Origin of the sequence: Sphingomonas kyeonggiensis (genome assembly GCF_014204495.1) — a bacterium.
GTDB classification, from domain to species: Bacteria; Pseudomonadota; Alphaproteobacteria; order Sphingomonadales; family Sphingomonadaceae; genus Sphingomonas; species Sphingomonas kyeonggiensis_A.
Window position 1 is genome coordinate 669,181 of sequence record NZ_JACHLN010000003.1, and the last position, 17,068, is coordinate 686,248.

Annotated in this window: 15 protein-coding genes and 1 tRNA gene; 10 read left to right on the top strand and 6 right to left on the bottom strand. The window is 66.1% G+C overall.

Going from position 1 to position 17,068, the window contains the following annotated elements; translation table 11 throughout:
• Positions 1-52: 52 nt before the first annotated feature.
• From HNP52_RS17170 to HNP52_RS17180, 3 genes are read right to left on the bottom strand one after another with little or no spacing between them, the layout of a single operon-like run.
• Positions 53-355: a DUF3325 family protein gene (locus tag HNP52_RS17170; RefSeq protein ID WP_184168834.1), complete on the bottom strand. Its 303-nt coding sequence runs from the start codon at positions 353-355 to the stop codon at positions 53-55.
• Complete coding sequence (locus HNP52_RS17175; protein WP_184168835.1) at positions 345-1,916, bottom strand: PepSY domain-containing protein; 1,572 nt, start codon at positions 1,914-1,916, stop codon at positions 345-347. Before HNP52_RS17175 ends, HNP52_RS17170 begins: the two co-directional genes overlap by 11 nt.
• Positions 1,913-2,203 (bottom strand): iron transporter, encoded by a 291-nt coding sequence (locus HNP52_RS17180; protein ID WP_184168836.1) that lies wholly within the window; start codon positions 2,201-2,203, stop codon positions 1,913-1,915. The genes HNP52_RS17175 and HNP52_RS17180 overlap by 4 nt, the downstream gene beginning before the upstream one ends.
• 85 nt (positions 2,204-2,288) lie before the next feature.
• Here HNP52_RS17180 and HNP52_RS17185 point away from each other — a divergent pair, with 85 nt between their 5' ends.
• The 9 genes from HNP52_RS17185 (at position 2,289) to HNP52_RS17225 (ending at position 14,410) form a co-directional block, all read left to right on the top strand.
• Positions 2,289-4,595: a TonB-dependent siderophore receptor gene (locus HNP52_RS17185; RefSeq protein WP_184168837.1), complete on the top strand. Its 2,307-nt coding sequence runs from the start codon at positions 2,289-2,291 to the stop codon at positions 4,593-4,595.
• 389 nt (positions 4,596-4,984) lie between these two features.
• Positions 4,985-5,812 carry a hypothetical protein gene (locus tag HNP52_RS17190; protein ID WP_184168838.1) on the top strand — a complete coding sequence of 276 codons (828 nt, stop codon included), beginning with the start codon at positions 4,985-4,987 and terminating at the stop codon, positions 5,810-5,812.
• Entirely contained in the window at positions 5,809-7,047 is a 1,239-nt protein-coding gene (locus tag HNP52_RS17195; protein ID WP_184168839.1) for a hypothetical protein, read from the top strand. The genes HNP52_RS17190 and HNP52_RS17195 overlap by 4 nt, the downstream gene beginning before the upstream one ends.
• Positions 7,044-7,937, top strand: a complete 894-nt coding sequence (locus tag HNP52_RS17200; protein WP_184168840.1) for a glycosyltransferase family 2 protein — start codon at positions 7,044-7,046, stop codon at positions 7,935-7,937. Before HNP52_RS17195 ends, HNP52_RS17200 begins: the two co-directional genes overlap by 4 nt.
• Positions 7,934-9,103: an AMP-binding protein gene (locus tag HNP52_RS17205; RefSeq protein WP_184168841.1), complete on the top strand. Its 1,170-nt coding sequence runs from the start codon at positions 7,934-7,936 to the stop codon at positions 9,101-9,103. The genes HNP52_RS17200 and HNP52_RS17205 overlap by 4 nt, the downstream gene beginning before the upstream one ends.
• A gap of 196 nt (positions 9,104-9,299) precedes the next feature.
• Positions 9,300-9,710 carry a GntR family transcriptional regulator gene (locus HNP52_RS17210; protein WP_184168842.1) on the top strand — a complete coding sequence of 137 codons (411 nt, stop codon included), beginning with the start codon at positions 9,300-9,302 and terminating at the stop codon, positions 9,708-9,710.
• A gap of 5 nt (positions 9,711-9,715) precedes the next feature.
• Positions 9,716-10,621 (top strand): ABC transporter ATP-binding protein, encoded by a 906-nt coding sequence (locus tag HNP52_RS17215; RefSeq protein WP_184168843.1) that lies wholly within the window; start codon positions 9,716-9,718, stop codon positions 10,619-10,621.
• A gap of 11 nt (positions 10,622-10,632) precedes the next feature.
• A complete protein-coding gene (locus tag HNP52_RS17220) occupies positions 10,633-12,408 on the top strand; it encodes a hypothetical protein (protein WP_184168844.1) in 1,776 nt (591 codons plus the stop codon).
• A gap of 13 nt (positions 12,409-12,421) precedes the next feature.
• A complete protein-coding gene (locus HNP52_RS17225) occupies positions 12,422-14,410 on the top strand; it encodes a prolyl oligopeptidase family serine peptidase (RefSeq protein ID WP_184168845.1) in 1,989 nt (662 codons plus the stop codon).
• Positions 14,411-14,515: 105 nt separating this feature from the next.
• Here HNP52_RS17225 and HNP52_RS17230 read toward each other — a convergent pair.
• Positions 14,516-14,590, bottom strand: a tRNA-Gln gene (locus HNP52_RS17230).
• Between the two features lie 23 nt (positions 14,591-14,613).
• Positions 14,614-15,711 (bottom strand): branched-chain amino acid aminotransferase, encoded by a 1,098-nt coding sequence (locus HNP52_RS17235; RefSeq protein ID WP_184168846.1) that lies wholly within the window; start codon positions 15,709-15,711, stop codon positions 14,614-14,616.
• 67 nt (positions 15,712-15,778) lie between these two features.
• Here HNP52_RS17235 and HNP52_RS17240 point away from each other — a divergent pair, with 67 nt between their 5' ends.
• On the top strand, positions 15,779-16,264 hold the full coding sequence (locus tag HNP52_RS17240; RefSeq protein WP_184168847.1) for a MarR family winged helix-turn-helix transcriptional regulator: 486 nt from the start codon (positions 15,779-15,781) through the stop codon (positions 16,262-16,264).
• Between the two features lie 127 nt (positions 16,265-16,391).
• Here HNP52_RS17240 and HNP52_RS17245 read toward each other — a convergent pair whose 3' ends face one another.
• Positions 16,392-17,054, bottom strand: a complete 663-nt coding sequence (locus tag HNP52_RS17245; RefSeq protein ID WP_184168848.1) for an O-methyltransferase — start codon at positions 17,052-17,054, stop codon at positions 16,392-16,394.
• Positions 17,055-17,068: the final 14 nt, after the last annotated feature.

Here is a 17,068-nt window from a genome sequence, read left to right on the forward strand (position 1 = left end):
CTGGCCCCTGCCAAACATCGGCTCGGTTCATACCGAACCACCAGTCCAAGGTTCAGAGCAGGCAGAGCAACAGCGCAATTGCCGTTATGGCGATCCAGGGCGCCGTGGCTATCGCCTGCCAGCGCGACAGGATGAGGACCAGGATAACTCCACTTACCGAGAGGATCGCGAGCCACGCCGGAACTGCCTGATAGGGACCGAACCGGTGTATCGCCGCAAGGAAGGAGCAGAGGATCAGAAGCCAGCCGAATATCCGCGCACGCAGCCGGTCGGGACGGGCCGTTCCAGATCGCCCCCTTCCCCGCGCGAGATTGGCGAAACCGGCATAGCCGAACAGAGCAACTTCAAGCGACATCCACAGCCTCCCGGACTTCGGGCATGGCGACGGGGGCGCGTCGGCGCGGCCGGGTCGCACGGGCGGGCCCAACCGCCATTCGCCAGGCCGCGAAGCCCAGCGTCGCTGCCACCAGAATCATGGTGGCGTCAAACGCCAGGAAGAGGCCGTCGAACACCCGTGTTCCCGTGGTGGCCAGATCGACAATCGGCACCGCCGCGAACAACAGCGCGCTGATTGCCAGCGCCTCGATCCAGGCCCGGCGGACCGGGCGCAGGAGCGAGAGTGCGGCCAACCCGAACCAGGTCCAGAACATCGTGGAGACTTCGAGATCGGCGCGGCCGGCCAGCATCGGCGGCAGCAGCCGGTTGGCGAGCAGGAAAGCGGCCATCCCAGCAGGCAGGCACGCGACCGCGCCAATGTTGAGACGCTCGACCAGTGACAGGCCCAAGAATGGCTGCGCGCCGGGTCGCTGCCGCTTCACCGTCCACAGCACCAGCCCGGTCGCGACCATTGCGCTGCCAGTGAGGCCAAGGAGGAAGCAGACCCAGCGCAGCAACGGTCCGGCGAACCACCCCAGATGCAGGCCGAGCATCACGCCCGCGGTCTCCACCGCCGGCCCCGGTGCGGGCGAAGCGCCCAGCCGCTCGCCGGACACGCCGGCATAGGTGATCGACGTGCCACGCGCATTGAGCCTGTCCTCGCCCGTGCGGAGCAGCGTGACGGTGGAGGACGCATCATCGGGATTGCTCACGATGATGCGTGAAATCCTGGCGCCCTGCCATTCAGCCGACGCGGCCTCGACGAACGGACCCATATCGGCGAGCCGACCCGGCTGGCCCGATGCCTTCTGGCTGGCGGTGTCGCCATAGAGGCTCTCGGCAAAGGCGGTGGGCTTGGGGTAGTTGGCGACGATCGGCCAGGGCATGTACATCACGACCAGCGTGATCAGCCCGGTATAGGTGATCATCGCGTGATAGGGCAGCGCGAGCACCGCCGAGACATTGTGCGCGTCGAGCCAGCTGCGTTGCCCCTTGCTCCAGCGCAACGTGAAGAAATCGGCGAAGATGCGCTTGTGGGTGATCACGCCCGACAGGATCGCGCCGAGCATGAACATCGCGCACAGCCCGGCGAGCCACCGGCCCCAGGGGTGCGGCAGCTGCAGCTGGAAATGGAAGCGATAGAAGAACTCGCCGCCCCTTGTATCGCGCGCTTCGACGGGGACGCCGGTGGCGGGATCCAGCCTGACCTCGGGACGCCGCGGCGGGCGCGGCGCCTTGGGATCGGGATTGGGCCGGGCGCGGGTGAAGGCCCGGGTCGAGAGCGTGCGCTCCGTGGGAAGGTAGATCGTCCACTGCTCGTCGTGCGGCGCGTTCTGCTGGAGCCAGGCGACCGCACTGCGGGCTGCTTCGGCCTGGCTGACCGGATGCGGCCGGTACTCCGGCTGCATCCACCGCGTGATCTCGGGACGGAAATAGCTCGCGGTGCCGGTGAGGAACATCGCAAAGAGAATCCAGCCGGCCAGCAGGCCGACCCAGCCATGGATCCAGGCCATCGACTGGCGCACGCCGTTGCCCTTCACGGACGAACTCCCAGCAGCAGCGCCGCGCCACCCGCGACGATGGCGGTGCCCCAGATCACGCCGCCAACCCGCACCAATCGCGGCTCATGGAATGCCCAGAGCCCGAACGCTGCGTAGAACAGGAAGGAAAGGATCATCCCCCAGGCGGTCGCCTCGACCCGGGCGACCGGCAACAGCCGGGCCAGCAGCGTCGCCAGCCCCGCCGCGGCGGCATAGCCGCCAACCAGCGCAGTCAGACAGCGCCCGGCCATCGACCATCCCTGCCCGCCAAGCTGGGCGCTCGCCATTCCTGCCCCTTTCCCGTCTTGCATCTGCTGCCGATCGGCTCTAGCGGCAATTGCAAATCGTTAGCAATAACAAAAAGGGGGTTTTGTGACCGGTAGTTTCCGTCGCTCGCTGTTCCGTGGTTTCCTGATGCATTCGGCCCTGGTGCCGGCACTGGCGCTCCTGCCGGCACCCGCTCATGCCAAAGATGGACCGGATGACGACAAGGCCCAGGATTCGACGATCCTGGTAACCGGCCTGCGCGAGAAGCAGGCGGGCTCGGGCACCAAGACCGAGACCCCGCTGATGGAAACCCCGCAGACCATCACGGTGATCGACAATGACGAGCTGGTTCGCCGCAACGCGCTGTCGATCAACCAGGCGCTCGGCTATGTCGCGGGTGTCGCGGCCAATCAGCGCGGCGGCATGGTCACACGCTACGACCAGCTCGTCCTGCGCGGCTTCGCGCCAGGCGTCTATCTCGACGGCATGCGGCTGCTCGCCGGCCCCTATTCGACCCCGCAGATCGACTTCAACCGCATCGACCATATCGACGTGGTCAAGGGCCCGGCATCGGTGCTCTACGGCAACTCGACGCCGGGTGGCCTGGTCAACCTGACCAGCAAGATGCCCGAGAAGGTCGCCTCCGGCCGCTTCGAGCTGCAGCTCGGCAACTACGACACGATCCGCGCGGTGGCCGATGTCAACCAGCCGCTCGACGCCGACGGCCGCTGGCTCGCCCGCATCGTCGGCGGCTGGCAGAAGGGCGACGGCCTTACCCGCGGCACCTTCTCCGAACGCTATCACATCAGCCCGATGCTGACCTTCGCGCCCGACGACGCGACCAGCCTGACGCTGATCGCCTCCTATCAGCGCTCGCCGAGCGGTGGCGGCTATTCGGGCGTGTCGGCCTATGGCTCGGTCCTGCCCAATCCGGGCGGCAAGCTGCCGCGCGACATCAACACCGGCGATCCCGGCTATGAGCGCTACGATCACCGCGCCAAGTCGATCGAGGCGCTGTTCCGCCACGATTTCAACGAGCATCTCTCGTTCCGCTCGAGCGCGCGCTTCCAGAACAACTGGCTGAGCTACCGCCAGCTCTATGTGGCCGGCTTCGCGACGACGGGCACCGGCGCGAACCGCAACACCGACTATTCGACGATCATCCGCGGCGGCGGCGGCGCGGACGAGGATTTCGACACGCTGACGCTCGACAACAGCTTCAACGCCAAGTTCGAGACCGGGCCGCTCAAGCACAATGTGCTGGCCGGCATCGACTATCAGCACATCGCCGGCGAGAATTTCCAGCAGTTCAACACGGGCGTGTCGAGCAACCCGCTCACCAGCATTCCCAATCTGAGCCTGTTCAACCCGGTCTATGGCGGCACGCTGCCGAGCTTCGACCTGACCAAGCTGTCGAGCGCCTATACCAACAGCTACAGCAAGCGTGACCAGGTCGGCGTCTATCTGCAGGACCAGATCGCGATCGGCCGGCTCCAGCTGATCGCGAGCGGGCGCTATGACTGGTACGACCAGACGACGCTCAACAAGCGCAACGGTACGATGACGCCGTTCAGCCAGACCGCGTTCACCGGCCGGCTCGGCGCGCTGTACGAGCTGCCCTTCGGCGTCTCGCCCTATGTCAGCTATTCGGAATCGTTCGAGCCGCAGACGGGCGCTACCTGGGACGGTGTGCCGTTCGATCCGGTCAGCGGGCGCCAGTATGAGGCGGGCATCAAGTACCAGCCGCACGGCACCAATGCGCTGTTCACCGTCTCGGCCTATGACCTGCGCCGCCAGAAGGTGCCGGTGGGCGATCCGCGCGCCGGTACGAACGGCATTCCCTCGACCGCGCAGATCCAGATCGGCGAGGTCCGCGTGCGGGGCGTGGAGTTCGAGGGCCGCGGGGAAGTGACGCCGGGCTTCGATATCGTGGTCGCCGCCGCCTATACCGACGCGATCATCACCCAGGGGGCTCCGGCCGTCGCGCCGACCGCGACCAACAGCGGCACGCCGACCACCACGGGGACGCGTCAGCTCGGCACGCCCGAATGGACCGCCTCGACCTTCCTGTCCTATGATTTCGGCAAGAGCGGCCGGGTGGCGGGTCCGCTCGGCGGGCTGCGCGGCGGTTTCGGCGTGCGCTATGTCGCGGGCTCGGACGGCACTACCGCCTACAAGGTGGTCAGCAACGTCACGACCTTCGAACGCTTTACGACCGAGAACTTCACGCTGGTCGACGCGATGCTCGGCTATGACCTCGGAAAAGCGACGCCGGAACTGCGCGGGTTCTCGCTCGCCCTCAACGTTTCGAATCTCTTCGACAAAACCTACATCTCCGCCTGCCCGTTCAGCAACAGCTGCTACTACGGCGCCGGGCGGACGGTGATCGGCTCACTACGCTTTCAGTGGTGAGCTGCCCATAGAGGCGGTGGCCGGAGAGTCCACGGGTTCGATCTCCTCGAACCTCGCCCCCTTGGGAAGACACCTGCAGTCCGGCTTCCCAGGGGTGCGATCTGGCGACCTCGCCCATCTGCGCCGGACATCGGAGTTGGCCGCTTTCGACTTGGGCTCCCACCTGCCCCTGCGGATATCCCGAAAGCCGCCTTTCGCTCAGACGGTGATAATTGCGAACAATTCATGACAATTATATAAATCCACGATCCGCTATTTTCATTAATTGGTTGGATAACGATTTATTCAGCACAGTGAGCACGAAGCCATAACTATCCATTTTGGCGCATGTTGAACTATTCGAATTATCATACTTCGGATAGGTATCTGCAAGCTAAGGGGGGTGGAATATGGTGAGTTCTCTGCAGAGTATCATATTGCCTGTATTTGAAACGGTACCGGACTCGCATATCAAGAACGATCTGGTGCGGTGCTTTTCCGAACACTCCCATTATTTCCACACTATCGAGCAGGGATTTCGCGTTCTGACCCGACAGCGGCAGGACCCCGAAGCGCTATCCGCCTTCTTCCACAGCTGGTCACAGACCAACAACAGCGCGGTGACTGTTGCGGGGATAGGCAATCGCCTGACGCTCATGCTCCATCGCGGGCAACATGTCGGCGATGAGGGCGCGCTGCTGCGCACGCTCACCAGCCTCGACCGCATCATCGATGAGGATCTCGCGGTCACACACAGGGTACTCCACGCGGATATGTTCTACCGTATGGCAACCGACATCGTCGGCGATGACCGGTGGCTGTCGCGACGCTACCTTCATCCCGCGGCGAAGGACTTCAAGGATTGGAAGGATCATAATTCGCTGCGAGAGCGCGACCATGTGGTCGCGCTGCTCACCACGCTGGCGCACGAGATTTACACGCACGGCGAGGTCGAGTTCATCCTTCCACTGTTCCGGCGCTGGCTGGCCGAGGAATATGGCTTCGCCGACGCAGCGATCCGCCAGACGCTCGCCTGGATCAGCGTCCACACCGGGCCAACCGAGAAGAACCATTTCTTCCATGCGCTGAACGCGCTGCAGCATTTTACCGAGGCGACGGGCGTCACCATCGCCGACTATTCGCTCGACGAAATTGTCTCTACCTATCTCGCAAAGAAGGCCGCAGTGCTCGACCATGTCTGCCTGCGCGATGCGATCGAGGTCGAGGCGGTCCATTGAGCAACGCGGGCGCCGGCGCGCCGCTGCTACGGATCGCCGAGCGCAGCTTCGCCGAGGCCCCGCGCCTAGCACTGGCGGCGCAGCTCGGTGATCCGCCGATCATCAATAGCGAACAGCTCGCGGCGATGCCGGTACTGATCAAGCCCGCCTATCTGGCCCGGCTCGATCGGCTGAACCAGTTGCTCGACAAGGCCCTGCGCGCGATCGTCGAACATTATTTCGACGATCCGCGGATCCGCTCCATCTACGCGCTGCCCGAATCGATGGAAGCGATCCTGCGGCTGGCCAGCACAAGGCCCTACCGCGTCGGTTGGTACCGCCCTGACCTTGTCCACGATGCGGATGGCCAGCCGCGAGTCTGCGAGATCGGGGCCCGTTATCCACTAAACGGCTGGATGGTGAGCGAACGGGCAGCCGAAGCACTTGCACCACACGCAGCCGCGACAGGACTGGGCGAGGTGACCGGGCACGGCTTTGTCGATGCGCTGTGCAGCCGATATCGTCCGGGCGAAACCGTGGCGATGCTGCATGCGGCGGAAGCCGGAACGGAGATATTTCTCCTCGCCGACGCACTTCGCGAACGCGGCATCGGCTTCAAGTCCCTCGCGCCGGAGGCGATCGCGCTGGAAGACGGCGGGTTGCGCGGGTCCGGTCAAACGATCGACCACGTCATTCTCGAGATGGACCGAAGCGAGCTGGCGTCCATCCCCGATGACGTGCTGCGCCACCTGATCGACAACGGGAATTATTTCAACGATGTCCGCACGCTGATCCTGGTGCATGACAAGCGCGTGCTCGCCGTGCTGTGGGACGATGCGATCCGACGGGACCTCTTGCCGGCGGACGAGGCGAAGGCGTTGCGTGCCTTCCTGATCCCCTCCTGGACGATTGCCGATGCCGGTGACTGCGAAGCCCTGCTTTCGCGCGGGGAGGACATGATCGCCAAACGGAGCAGCGGCGGTCGCGGAATCGACGCGCTGGTGCGCCGCGAGTGCAGCGAGGCGACATGGCGCAGGCGCGTCGAGCGCGACTGGTCGAAGGACATGTATCAGCACTATCTTCCGCAGCGCGACTTCGGCGCGCCTGGTGATGCCCGCGCGACGCATCTGATCGGGTTACAGCTATGTCGTGACGCAACCAGTTACGGCCCGGGCATATTCCGAGGCTCAAGCGCGTCGGTGATTAACCTCCACGGAGACCGTGGTCTGCTCTACGTCCCGGTGATCGCGCAATGACCAGCCTCGCGGTCGTCATCCCGCTGTTCGACAAGCGGGCGTTCATCGGCGAATCAATCGCGTCGCTTGCCGGCCAGGAAATTCCGCCCGACGTGTTGATCATCGTCGATGACGCGAGCACGGATGGTAGCGCGGAAGCCGCGGAGCAGGCACTTTCCCTCCACGCCGCCGCACTCGGCGGCACACGGGTCGAGCTGGTGCGGCGGTCGACGAATGGCGGCCCTGGCGCGGCCCGCAACAGTGGCATCGAGCGCGCCGATTGCGAGCTGCTCCTCTGCCTCGACGCCGACGATATGCTGCGCCCTGATGCGCTGCGGCGCATGCGCGGCGCCATGGACCGTCATGCGCTGGCAATGGCGGTAGTCGGTTTTGCGAGCGAACCCGCCGGTGAGGTTTTCCCGGAGCTTGAGCTGTTCGCCGATGAGCTCAGGCCGATAGAGGATGAACTCTTCCTTCTCGTCGATCCTCCGCGAGCCGTTGCGCATCCCGAGTTCATGATGGGCCGTGCCAGCAACGTCATCGTTCGGCGTCGCTGGCTTGGCGCGCACCGCTATGCGGGCGCTCGGCTCAATGAGGGCGTCGATCTCTGGTACCGCGTGCTGAAGGACGTCGTCGCCGCCGACGCGCGCGTCGGGCTGATCGCGGCGCCGCTGATCCACTTCCGTGTCGTCCCCGATAGCCTGTCGCGCCGCCGTCGCGATGATTGGCGCACGCTCGAGATTCCCCCGACGGTGCTGCGCTATCGCGACAGCGCGGATCCCTGCGACCACAGGATGGCGGCGATGCTCCTCGCGCGCTGGCACGACTATGCGCTTGCGACCATCCCCGAGGAACAGAGGCCATTGTTCCTGGCGCATTATCGCAACCTTTTCGAAGCGGCTGTCTCGTGACTCATCCTGGTGACGAGGCGCTGCTGCACGACAGCTTTGCCCGGGCTCGTGCGCATGCCTTCTACCGCGATCATTTCGCCGGGGTAGACGACCACCGCACAGCCCCGGCAACCGACAAGGCTGTGCTGAAGCCGCATCTCGACCGGTTCGCACCCGGCTCCGAGCCCCGCGGCGTCTATCTGGTGCGCTCGGGCGGGAGCACGAGCACGCCGCTGGTGTTTCCAGTCGATATCGGCGAAAATCATGCCCAGCGTCATGCACTGGCCAGCACCTTGCTCGCCGAAGGGCTATTCGATGCACGGACGGTGGCGCTCAATCTGTTCGGCTATGCCGATCTATATCGCACCGCGGCGATCCTCGATGACCTGCTAGAGCGGTGCACCGCGACCTCGCTGCCAATGAGTGCGCATGCTCGCTACGAAGACATCCTGGCGGCAGCGCGGCGTTTCATGCCGACCCATCTGCTCGGCACCCCCTCAAAGCTTCAACTCTTCGCCGAATTCCTGAGCACCACCGGAGCGCGCCTGGAGATTCCCCAGCTGCTCTATGCCGGCGAGCCACTTCCCGCGAACGCCGTCGAGCGCTTCGCCCAAAGCTTCGGCACGCGTGACTTCTGGTCGCTATACGGTGGCGCCGAGACCGGCATCTGGGCGTGGTCCGACGCGAGCCGCAAGCCCGGCCTGTTTCGCATCCTGCCGCAGGTCGTCGTCGAGGTGATGTCCCCGGATTCCGAGGGGTTTGGCGAACTCGCGGTCACCAACGGTTATCGAAGGCGCTTTCCGGTATTCCGCTACCTCGTCGGCGACGTGGGTCGCCTTGTCGAAGGGGAAGGCACGCGCCTTCTCGAGTTGCGCGGCCGCAATGCACGCTCGTTCCTGCTCGCCGAGCAGCATTTTGACCTTCCTCTGTTCGCACCGCTTGCCGCCGGCGCGGAGGCATTCCAAATTCAGCTGCGGCAGGGAGAACAGGGTGGGGATCGCCTTGAGTTGCTGCTGGTCGATCCGGCCGGGAATTGTTCAACCGACGCCGCCGCCGCAAGACTCGCGCAACTGATGCGCGACGTGGGGCCGCGAGTAGGCTTCGACGTTCGACGCGTCACGATGGCCATGCTTCATCTCGATCCCGTTACCGCCAAGGCACCCCTGATCGCAGACTTGCGGCGCTGATTGGCCTCGGTCGGACAATCCCGCGCGCGGCGGGCGCGGCCCTATCCATCCAGCCTGCCCGGTCTTCCCGGCTAGCGCGATCGCTCCCCAACCAGCCTTCGCGGCGCTCTCAAGCGCCGGCACGCCGGCGAGAGAGCATCGGGCTTGACCAACACTGATCCAACTGTACTATGTGTAGTAGTTCAGTGGAGGTTCAATGAGTCGCACAGCGCCCCTTGCCATTACGATCGCCACCGGGGATTCCCGGCCGATCGTACGCCAGATCATCGATGCGATCCGGCGCCAGATCTCGACCGGCGATCTCTCGGTCGGCGACAAGCTGCCCAGCGTGCGTGGACTGGCGCAACAGCTCGCCATCAATCCGAACACGGTCAGCAAATCCTATGCCCAGCTCACTGCCGAGGGCTGGCTCGAATCGCGCGCCGGCCTCGGCCTGTTCGTCGCGGCCCGCCGCGATCAGCTAAGCGCCGCCGAGCGCGAACGGCGCCTGGGCGAAGCCGTCGACCGGTTCGTCGGCGAAGTGATTGCCATCCGCTATCCGGCGGATGAAGCAGTCGCCGCAGTGGCTGATGCGTTCGATGCACTGACCCTCGTCAGGTCGGCGTGACCAGGATGTCCGGTCTCGCCATCGAAACGCGCGGGCTGACCCGGCGTCACGGCCGCAAGCACGCGCTCGACAATCTCGATCTCGCACTGCCACGCGGCGGCATCCATGCGATCGTCGGCGCCAATGGCGCGGGCAAGTCGACCCTGTTCCGCATCCTGCTCGGCTTCCTTTCACCCAGCGGCGGCGAAGTGTTCGTGCTGGGCCGACCCTCGGCCGCGCTCACGCCGGACGATCGCCGCCGGATCGGCTTCGTCAATGAAGAGCATACGCTACCCGGATGGGCGACCGTGGCGGCCGTGCTCGCGATGCAGCGCCGCCTCTATGCCGACCGCTGGGACGCGCGCGCCTTCGATACCGTCATCGCCAGCTTCGACCTCTCGCCAGCCCAGCGCATCGGCCAGCTGTCACGCGGCGAGCGCGCGGGATTCAACCTTGCACTCGCGCTCGGCCAGGCGCCGGAACTGCTGATCCTCGACGAACCGACGCTCGGGCTCGACGTGGTCGCGCGGCGGCGATTGCTCGACGCACTGATCGAGGGGGCCAGTGCCGAGGACCGCACGGTCATCTATTGCTCGCACCAGATCGAGGAAGTCGAGCGGCTCGCCGACACTCTGGTGGTGCTCGAGCGCGGCAGCCTGCGCAATTTTTCCGCGCCGGACGATTTCCGCGAGCGGATCACCCAATGGGTCGCCAACGTGCCCTTCAAGGGACCTCCACCCGATGCGATGCCGGGACTGCTCCAGCACCGGAAGATCGATGGCGTCCATCACTATATGATGCTCGACGCCGAGCCCGGCTTTGCCGATTTCCTGCGTGGTCATGGCGCAACTTCGGTCCAGACCATGCCCGTCCCGCTCGACCGCGCGGTCGACGCCTTCCTGACGCGCAATCACGCCGGCCCCGCGGCCTGAAGGGATCCACGATGTTCGAACTCTACAAGGCCGAATGCCGGCGTTTTCGCTGGTGGGCGCTGGGTGCCGGCGCGCTGCATGCCGGCATCCTCCTGTTCTTCGACCGCATGGTCGATCCGCTGCAGCAGCCGGCGATGATCTATGAACTGGTCGCCGCCATCTATGCCGGAGCGGGCGTCCTGCTCGGGCTCTTCCAGGCGGGCAGCTATGCCCGGATCAACCAGTGGATGGCGCTGCTCCACCGGCCACTCTCGCCACGCCGCGTGCTAATCGCGGTCGCCGGCGGAAGCGCGACAATGCTCGCAGCTGCTGTGCTCGTCCCGATCCTGCTGCTGCTCATTGGCCACGGCCTGATCGGCAGCCGCTTCGTCGACGCACGGCACTGGCTGCTCGGCCTGTCGGGCATGCTGATCGCGCTGACCGGCCTGATGGGCGGCATCTATGCGGCGCTCAGCCCGCGGCGCTATGGCTGGCTGGTGCTGATCCCGGCATTGCTCCCGACGGCGAGCATGGCCGTGGGATGGGCCGCGATCGTGGTGCAGACCGGTGTCCTCGTCGCACTCGCGCTACTGGTGACGAGCGCCTTCAAGCCGGATCTCGCCGAGCCACCACGCACCATCACGGGATTGGCGGGCACTGCGCTCACCGCGGCAATGGGAGCATATCTGCTGCTCGTCGTCGCCGGTGACCTCGTCTTCCAGACGCTGTGGATCACGACCGGCACCCATCCGCTCAACGGTGTACCGCCGCGCGGCGGCGTGACCGAGGCGACCCGCGCCGATGGCGCCGCGCTGATCGAGGCCGGCCTCGCCGGCCGGCAGGACAATCGGGCGCGCCTCTGGCGCGAGCAGGTGCGCTTGTCGGAGATATTCGAGGTTCCCCCGACGATGAAATGGCTCCCGGTACGCGGCGAGCTGACCAATGTCGCACCGATGGAGTTCGACGACGAACGCCGCGGCACGCGCTGGACCTTCAGCCACGACGATATGCGCTTCCACGGGGTGCGGCTGAGCGATGGCGCCGCGTTGGGCACGCTGGACGTTCCCGGTGGGTTCGACGCGCCGCCGCTGCCGATCGAGGGCGGCCACCTGATCGCCGGCGGCAGCCTGCTCGGCTTCGACGCGGACGACGGCATGATCCATCGCAGCATCCGCCTGCCCGCAGGCGAGACGATCGTTGCCCGCCCCTCGACGGCGGGCACCGCGCTCGCGGTGATGAGCGACCGCGCGCTGCGCCTATACGATGTACGCGTGCTCGACGAGAGCGCGGGAAGCGACGCTCCGCTCGCCACGGTGCCGCTGCCGGGGCCGGTCGGGAGCCTGATGCGCCTCGACCTGATCGAGCTGCTCGATGGCTATCTGGTCTCGTTCACCTATGCGCGGGACGGCGTTGATGGCCCCGCGGATGCCTGGCAGCAGATCGTGCACGTGACGGGTGCAGGCACGAGCCGTCCGGTCGCGCGACGAACGCTCACGCCGGACTTTCCCTTCGTCACGCGCTTCGCGCCCTATTGGATTTCCCCCGCGCTGAAGGTCGCGCGAGACCTGGCGGAGCATGCCGGAAGTGGACCGGTGCCGATGGCCCAGCGTACGCCGGTGAAGATCCCCCTTTCCATCTGGATCGCCGCCGGGCTGCTCGCCGCGCTCTCGGCCGCCGTCGTCGCCTTGCTGGCACGGCGCTGGCGGCTCGGCCTGCGCGCGAGTGCCGCCTGGATGCTGGCGACGCTCGCACTTGGCCCGCCGATGCTGTTCGCCTTCTGGCTGATCCGGCCAAACCGCACCGCCTGACAGGAGTTCTGCAATGCCCGTCCGCACTCGCCGGCTCGGCTATGCCGCAGCCGCCTTCCTGACGCTCGCCTGCGCCATGCCGGCCCTCGCCGATCCGCTCGCGGCGATGCTCGCCGCCGAACGGGCGCGTCCGGTCGCACCCCGGTTCCCCCGGGATGCCTTTGTCTCCGAGCCCCTGATCACTTCAGTCACGCTCGCCCCCGATGGTTCGGGCGTGGCATTCCTGCGCATCACCGGTGGCCAGTACAGCCTTTGGCTCCAGCCCAGCGCGGCGGGCGCCCCTGCGCGCCGTCTCCTCCAGCGCACCGATGCGCGCGAGATCGCCTGGAGCCGGGATTCACGCTGGCTGGTGATGATTGCGCCCGACAAGGTCCAGATGCTCTCCCCCGCCGGCGACCCGGGCTCGGGTATCGCCGCGACCCTGGGCGGCGCAACGGAATTGCGGCTGCTGGGCCTGAATCCCTGGCATCCCGGTGTCTTGCTGGTCGATCGCGCAGGCGCGCGATGGCGGCTATGGCATGCCGGCCCAGGCGGGGCGCGGCGGCTGCTCGCGCATAGCGCGCGCGAGATCGTCGATGCCGCGATCGGACGCGATGGGCGAGCTGCATTCGTCAAGTTGGTAGACGGAGAACGGCACCTCATCGTCGCACGTTCGCCAAAGGGCGGCTTCCATGGCATCACCGCCTGTGTCGCGATGGAGCGTTGTGACCTGCTCGGCGTCACGCCGGACAACGCAAGCGTCTACGTGTCGGGCGACTTGCTCGGCGAGCGCCGCGCGCTCCTGCGGCTGGATGCCGACGGGAAACGAACCCTCATCCATGCCGATCCGGCCAGCGAGGTCGATATCGACGGGATCGTGCTCGACCGCATGCGCGGCGTTCCGCAGATCGCCAGCTATCGCGGTACGCGGCCGGCGCGGTACGGGCTGCTGCCTGGAACCGCCGCGATCCTCGCCCGGCTGTCGCTTGCGCCGGACGCAATGGTCGAGACCTCCAGCGCCACTTGGCTGGTCCGCGAGCGCGATGCGCGTCTGCAGGGCAATCGCTGGTACCTGCTCGATCCGGCGAGCGGCGCCATGCGCCTGTTGCTCGACGACCGGGTGAAACGGCTTCCGCCGGATGCCCTTGCCCGGGTGACCGCCTTCACCTGGCCGGCCTCGGACGGCATGACAATTCATGGGCTGTTGAGCGTGCCATCAGGCCTGGATCCGGCGCACGTGCCCCTGGTCACGATCGTCCATGGTGGCCCCTGGTCGCATGACGACACTGACTACAGCGCCCTCACCCAGCTGCTGGTCAATCGCGGCTATGCCGTGTTCCGTCCGCAGTTCCGCGGATCGACCGGTTATGGCCGCGCCTATATGTTCGCGGCGCAAGGCGATTATGGCGATGGCCGTGTCCAGCGCGACATTGAGGAGGGAACGCGCTACCTGCTCGCGCGCGGCGTTGGCGACCGCACGCGCACCGCGATCATGGGCGCCTCGTTCGGTGGCTATTCGACGCTCCAGGCGTTGTCGAACGGATCGCGGCTGTACCGCGCCGGCATCGCGATCGTTCCGCCGCCCGATTTCGGCTGGACCTCGCGCTGGGCCGCGATCCATGGCAATCTGGGCAGAACCCAGGGCATGGCGCTCGACCGCAGCTTGCGCCTGCTCGCGCTGAACCCCGACGACCGGGCAATCGCTGAGCGACTCCATCGGCAATCGCCGCTTGCACGCGTTGCAGCGATGCGGACCCCCCTGCTGCTGATCGCCTCGGGCCGGGACGAGCGCGTGCCGATCCGCAGCGTCATCGACTATGCCGCGCACCTGAAGCTGCTTGGCGCGCCTGCCGGGATCATTATCGCCCGCAACCAGCCACATGCGCCTTCGGATCCTATGGCGATGCGCGCCTACCTATTCCTCGCCGAGTCCATGTTCCAACGGCATCTGGGTGGCATCGCCCCCGCGGCACCCTCGAACGACTTGCGCGCTTGGATGGTGAAGAGCCTGGTTGAGCGATGAAACAAGAAGGAGAAGGCAAGCGAATCCGGTCCAACGGACCGCAGTCCTCAATCCCGAAATCTGCATTCGTTTCATAGTCTTGAGACCGAATCACGAGGATTCGGATGGCTGGGGCGGCAGGATTCGAACCTGCGAATGACGGTACCAAAAACCGTTGCCTTACCACTTGGCGACGCCCCAGCAGAGCGGCGGCTTATAGGGCCTTAGCCCAGCCGTTCAACCCAGCCATGCGTGTCCGGCACGGTGCCGCGCTGGATGCCGCCGAGCTCGGCGCGGAGCTTCTCCGTGACGATGCCCGGGCCGCCATTGCCGATCATGAATTCATAGCCGTTGCCGCGCACCTGGCCGATCGGGGTGAGCACTGCCGCGGTACCGCAGGCGAAGGCCTCGCGCAGCTTGCCGCTCTGGGCATCGGCCTTCCACTGGTCGATCGAATAGCGCTCCTCACGCACTTCGATCCCCTGCTCGCGCGCCAGGGTGAGCAGCGAGGCGCGGGTAATGCCCGGCAGGATCGTGCCGCCGAGCGGCGGGGTGATGATCGAGCCGTCGTCCATCACGAACATCACGTTCATGCCGCCCAGCTCCTCGACATAGCGGTTCTCCACCGCATCGAGGAACACGACCTGGTCGCAGCCATGGCCGATGGCTTCCTTCTGCGCGACCAGGCTCGCGGCATAGTTGCCGCCGCACTTGGCTGCACCGGTGCCGCCCGGCGCGGCGCGGGTGTAATGCTCCGAGACCCACAGCGTGACCGACGGCGCGCCGCCCTTGAAATAGGCGCCCGCCGGCGAGGCGATCACCATGTAGAGATATTCGCTGGCCGGCTTCACGCCGAGGAACACCTCGCTCGCGAACATGAAGGGGCGCAGATAGAGCGAGCCGCCCTCGATCTCGGGGATCCACTTCTCGTCGATCTTCACCAGTTCGCGGATCGACTGGAGGAACAGCTCTTCCGGCAGCGGCGCCATCGCCATCCGCTCGGCGGACTCGCGGAAGCGGCGGGCATTCTCGTCGGCGCGGAACAGCGTGACCGCGCCATCGGGCGTGCGATAGGCCTTGAGACCCTCGAAGATCTCCTGCGCATAATGCAGCACGGCCATCGCCGGATCGACCTGGATCGGCCCGCGCGGCTGGACCTTCGCGTCGTGCCAGCCCTTCTCCACCGAATATTTGATCACCACCATGTGATCGGTGAACACCTTGCCGAAGCCCGGATTGGCGAGGAGCACGGCGCGGTCGGCATCGCTGACCGGGTTGGTGTGCGCTTCGAACTCGAAATCCAGATTGGTGGTGGTGTTCATCATACTCTTCCCGACTCTGCCTTGAGCGGCTTGCAGCGGGTTAGGCGCGGTGGCAGAAAGCGTCAACATGGCTGCCCCAATTCCTGCCTCCCCGCTGTTCCTGCGCGAGCCCGAGATCCGGCGCGGCGTGGAACTGCTCTATTTCGGGTACGCTCATCTGACCCGCTCGATCGATGCCGGCCTCGCCGAACAGGGCCTGGGCCGCGCGCATCACCGCGCGCTCTATTTCATCGCTCGCAAGCCGGACCTGACGGTGAGCGAGCTGCTCGCAATCCTCTCGATCACTAAGCAGTCGCTCGGCCGCGTGTTGACCGAGCTGGGTGACCGCGGCTTCGTCGAGACACGCACCGGCGAGAAGGACCGCCGCCAGCGGCTGTTGCGGCTGACCCCGGCCGGGGCGAAACTCGAAGCTGAGCTGTTCGACGCGCTGCGCGGCAAGATGGCGGCCGCCTATTCGAGTGCCGGCCCGGGCGCGGTGGGCGGCTTCTGGGCGGTGCTCGAGGGACTGGTGCCCGACGAGGAACGCGCAGTGGTGGCGGCGCTGGGGCGGTAGTCACACGCTAAGCCCCTCCCCCTCGGGGGAGGGGTTGGGGTGGGGCCTGCCCGCGCACTTTCGGTCTCGATGAGATACTGCCCCACCCCAAACCCCTCCCCTGAAGGGGAGGGGCTTAGGAGCGCCATCAAAGCCGGATCGACAGCTCGACCTCATCGCTGAACGGCATCGACATGTATCCGCTCGCAACATCACCGACGCGCTCCAGATATTCCGGGCAGTAATCGGCATTGTCGGCCACCAGGATAGCACCGCGGCGCAACCGGCTCTCCACCCCGTCGAGAATGTCCGAATAGAGCGCCTTGGCGCCGTCGAGCAGCAGCAGGTCGATATGTTCGGGCAGCTCGGTCGAGAGCGTCTCCAGCGCGTCGCCTTCGCGAAACTCGACCAGGTCGGACAGGCCGGCCTCGGCGAGATGCGCCTTGGCACGGGCGAGCTTGGCAGGTTCGAACTCGGTGGTGATCAGCCGGCCGCCGCCATTGTCGCGCAGTGCCGCGGCGAGATGGAGGGTAGACAGGCCGAACGAGGTACCGAACTCGACGATCGAGGTGGCCCGCGTCGCGCGCGCCAGCATGTAGAGAAGCCCGCCTACTTCAGGCGAGACCGGCAGGGCGAAATCGGCGAGCTTCGCGTAGAAATCGCGATACTCGGTCTTGCTGCGCATCATCGCGCGGTGATCCTCGCTGGTCGTGCCGGCGAAGAGCGGGCTCGCCGCCGGCGGGTTGGCATCGACCTCGGCAAACAGGCGCGCGAGCAGGGGCGCCACAGGGGCGCTGGAAAGCGTCGTCATCTTGGGATTCTCCA

Excerpts from the sequence above, each read along its gene's own strand:
- HNP52_RS17170 (WP_184168834.1), bottom strand. The coding sequence starts at position 355 with ATGTCGCTTGAAGTTGCTCTGTTCGGCTATGCCGGTTTCGCCAATCTC.
- HNP52_RS17180 (WP_184168836.1), bottom strand. The coding sequence starts at position 2,203 with ATGGCGAGCGCCCAGCTTGGCGGGCAGGGATGGTCGATGGCCGGGCGC.
- HNP52_RS17190 (WP_184168838.1), top strand. The coding sequence starts at position 4,985 with ATGGTGAGTTCTCTGCAGAGTATCATATTGCCTGTATTTGAAACGGTA.
- HNP52_RS17200 (WP_184168840.1), top strand. The coding sequence starts at position 7,044 with ATGACCAGCCTCGCGGTCGTCATCCCGCTGTTCGACAAGCGGGCGTTC.
- HNP52_RS17210 (WP_184168842.1), top strand. The coding sequence starts at position 9,300 with ATGAGTCGCACAGCGCCCCTTGCCATTACGATCGCCACCGGGGATTCC.
- HNP52_RS17215 (WP_184168843.1), top strand. The coding sequence starts at position 9,716 with ATGTCCGGTCTCGCCATCGAAACGCGCGGGCTGACCCGGCGTCACGGC.
- HNP52_RS17220 (WP_184168844.1), top strand. The coding sequence starts at position 10,633 with ATGTTCGAACTCTACAAGGCCGAATGCCGGCGTTTTCGCTGGTGGGCG.
- HNP52_RS17225 (WP_184168845.1), top strand. The coding sequence starts at position 12,422 with ATGCCCGTCCGCACTCGCCGGCTCGGCTATGCCGCAGCCGCCTTCCTG.
- HNP52_RS17235 (WP_184168846.1), bottom strand. The coding sequence starts at position 15,711 with ATGAACACCACCACCAATCTGGATTTCGAGTTCGAAGCGCACACCAAC.
- HNP52_RS17240 (WP_184168847.1), top strand. The coding sequence starts at position 15,779 with ATGGCTGCCCCAATTCCTGCCTCCCCGCTGTTCCTGCGCGAGCCCGAG.
- HNP52_RS17245 (WP_184168848.1), bottom strand. The coding sequence starts at position 17,054 with ATGACGACGCTTTCCAGCGCCCCTGTGGCGCCCCTGCTCGCGCGCCTG.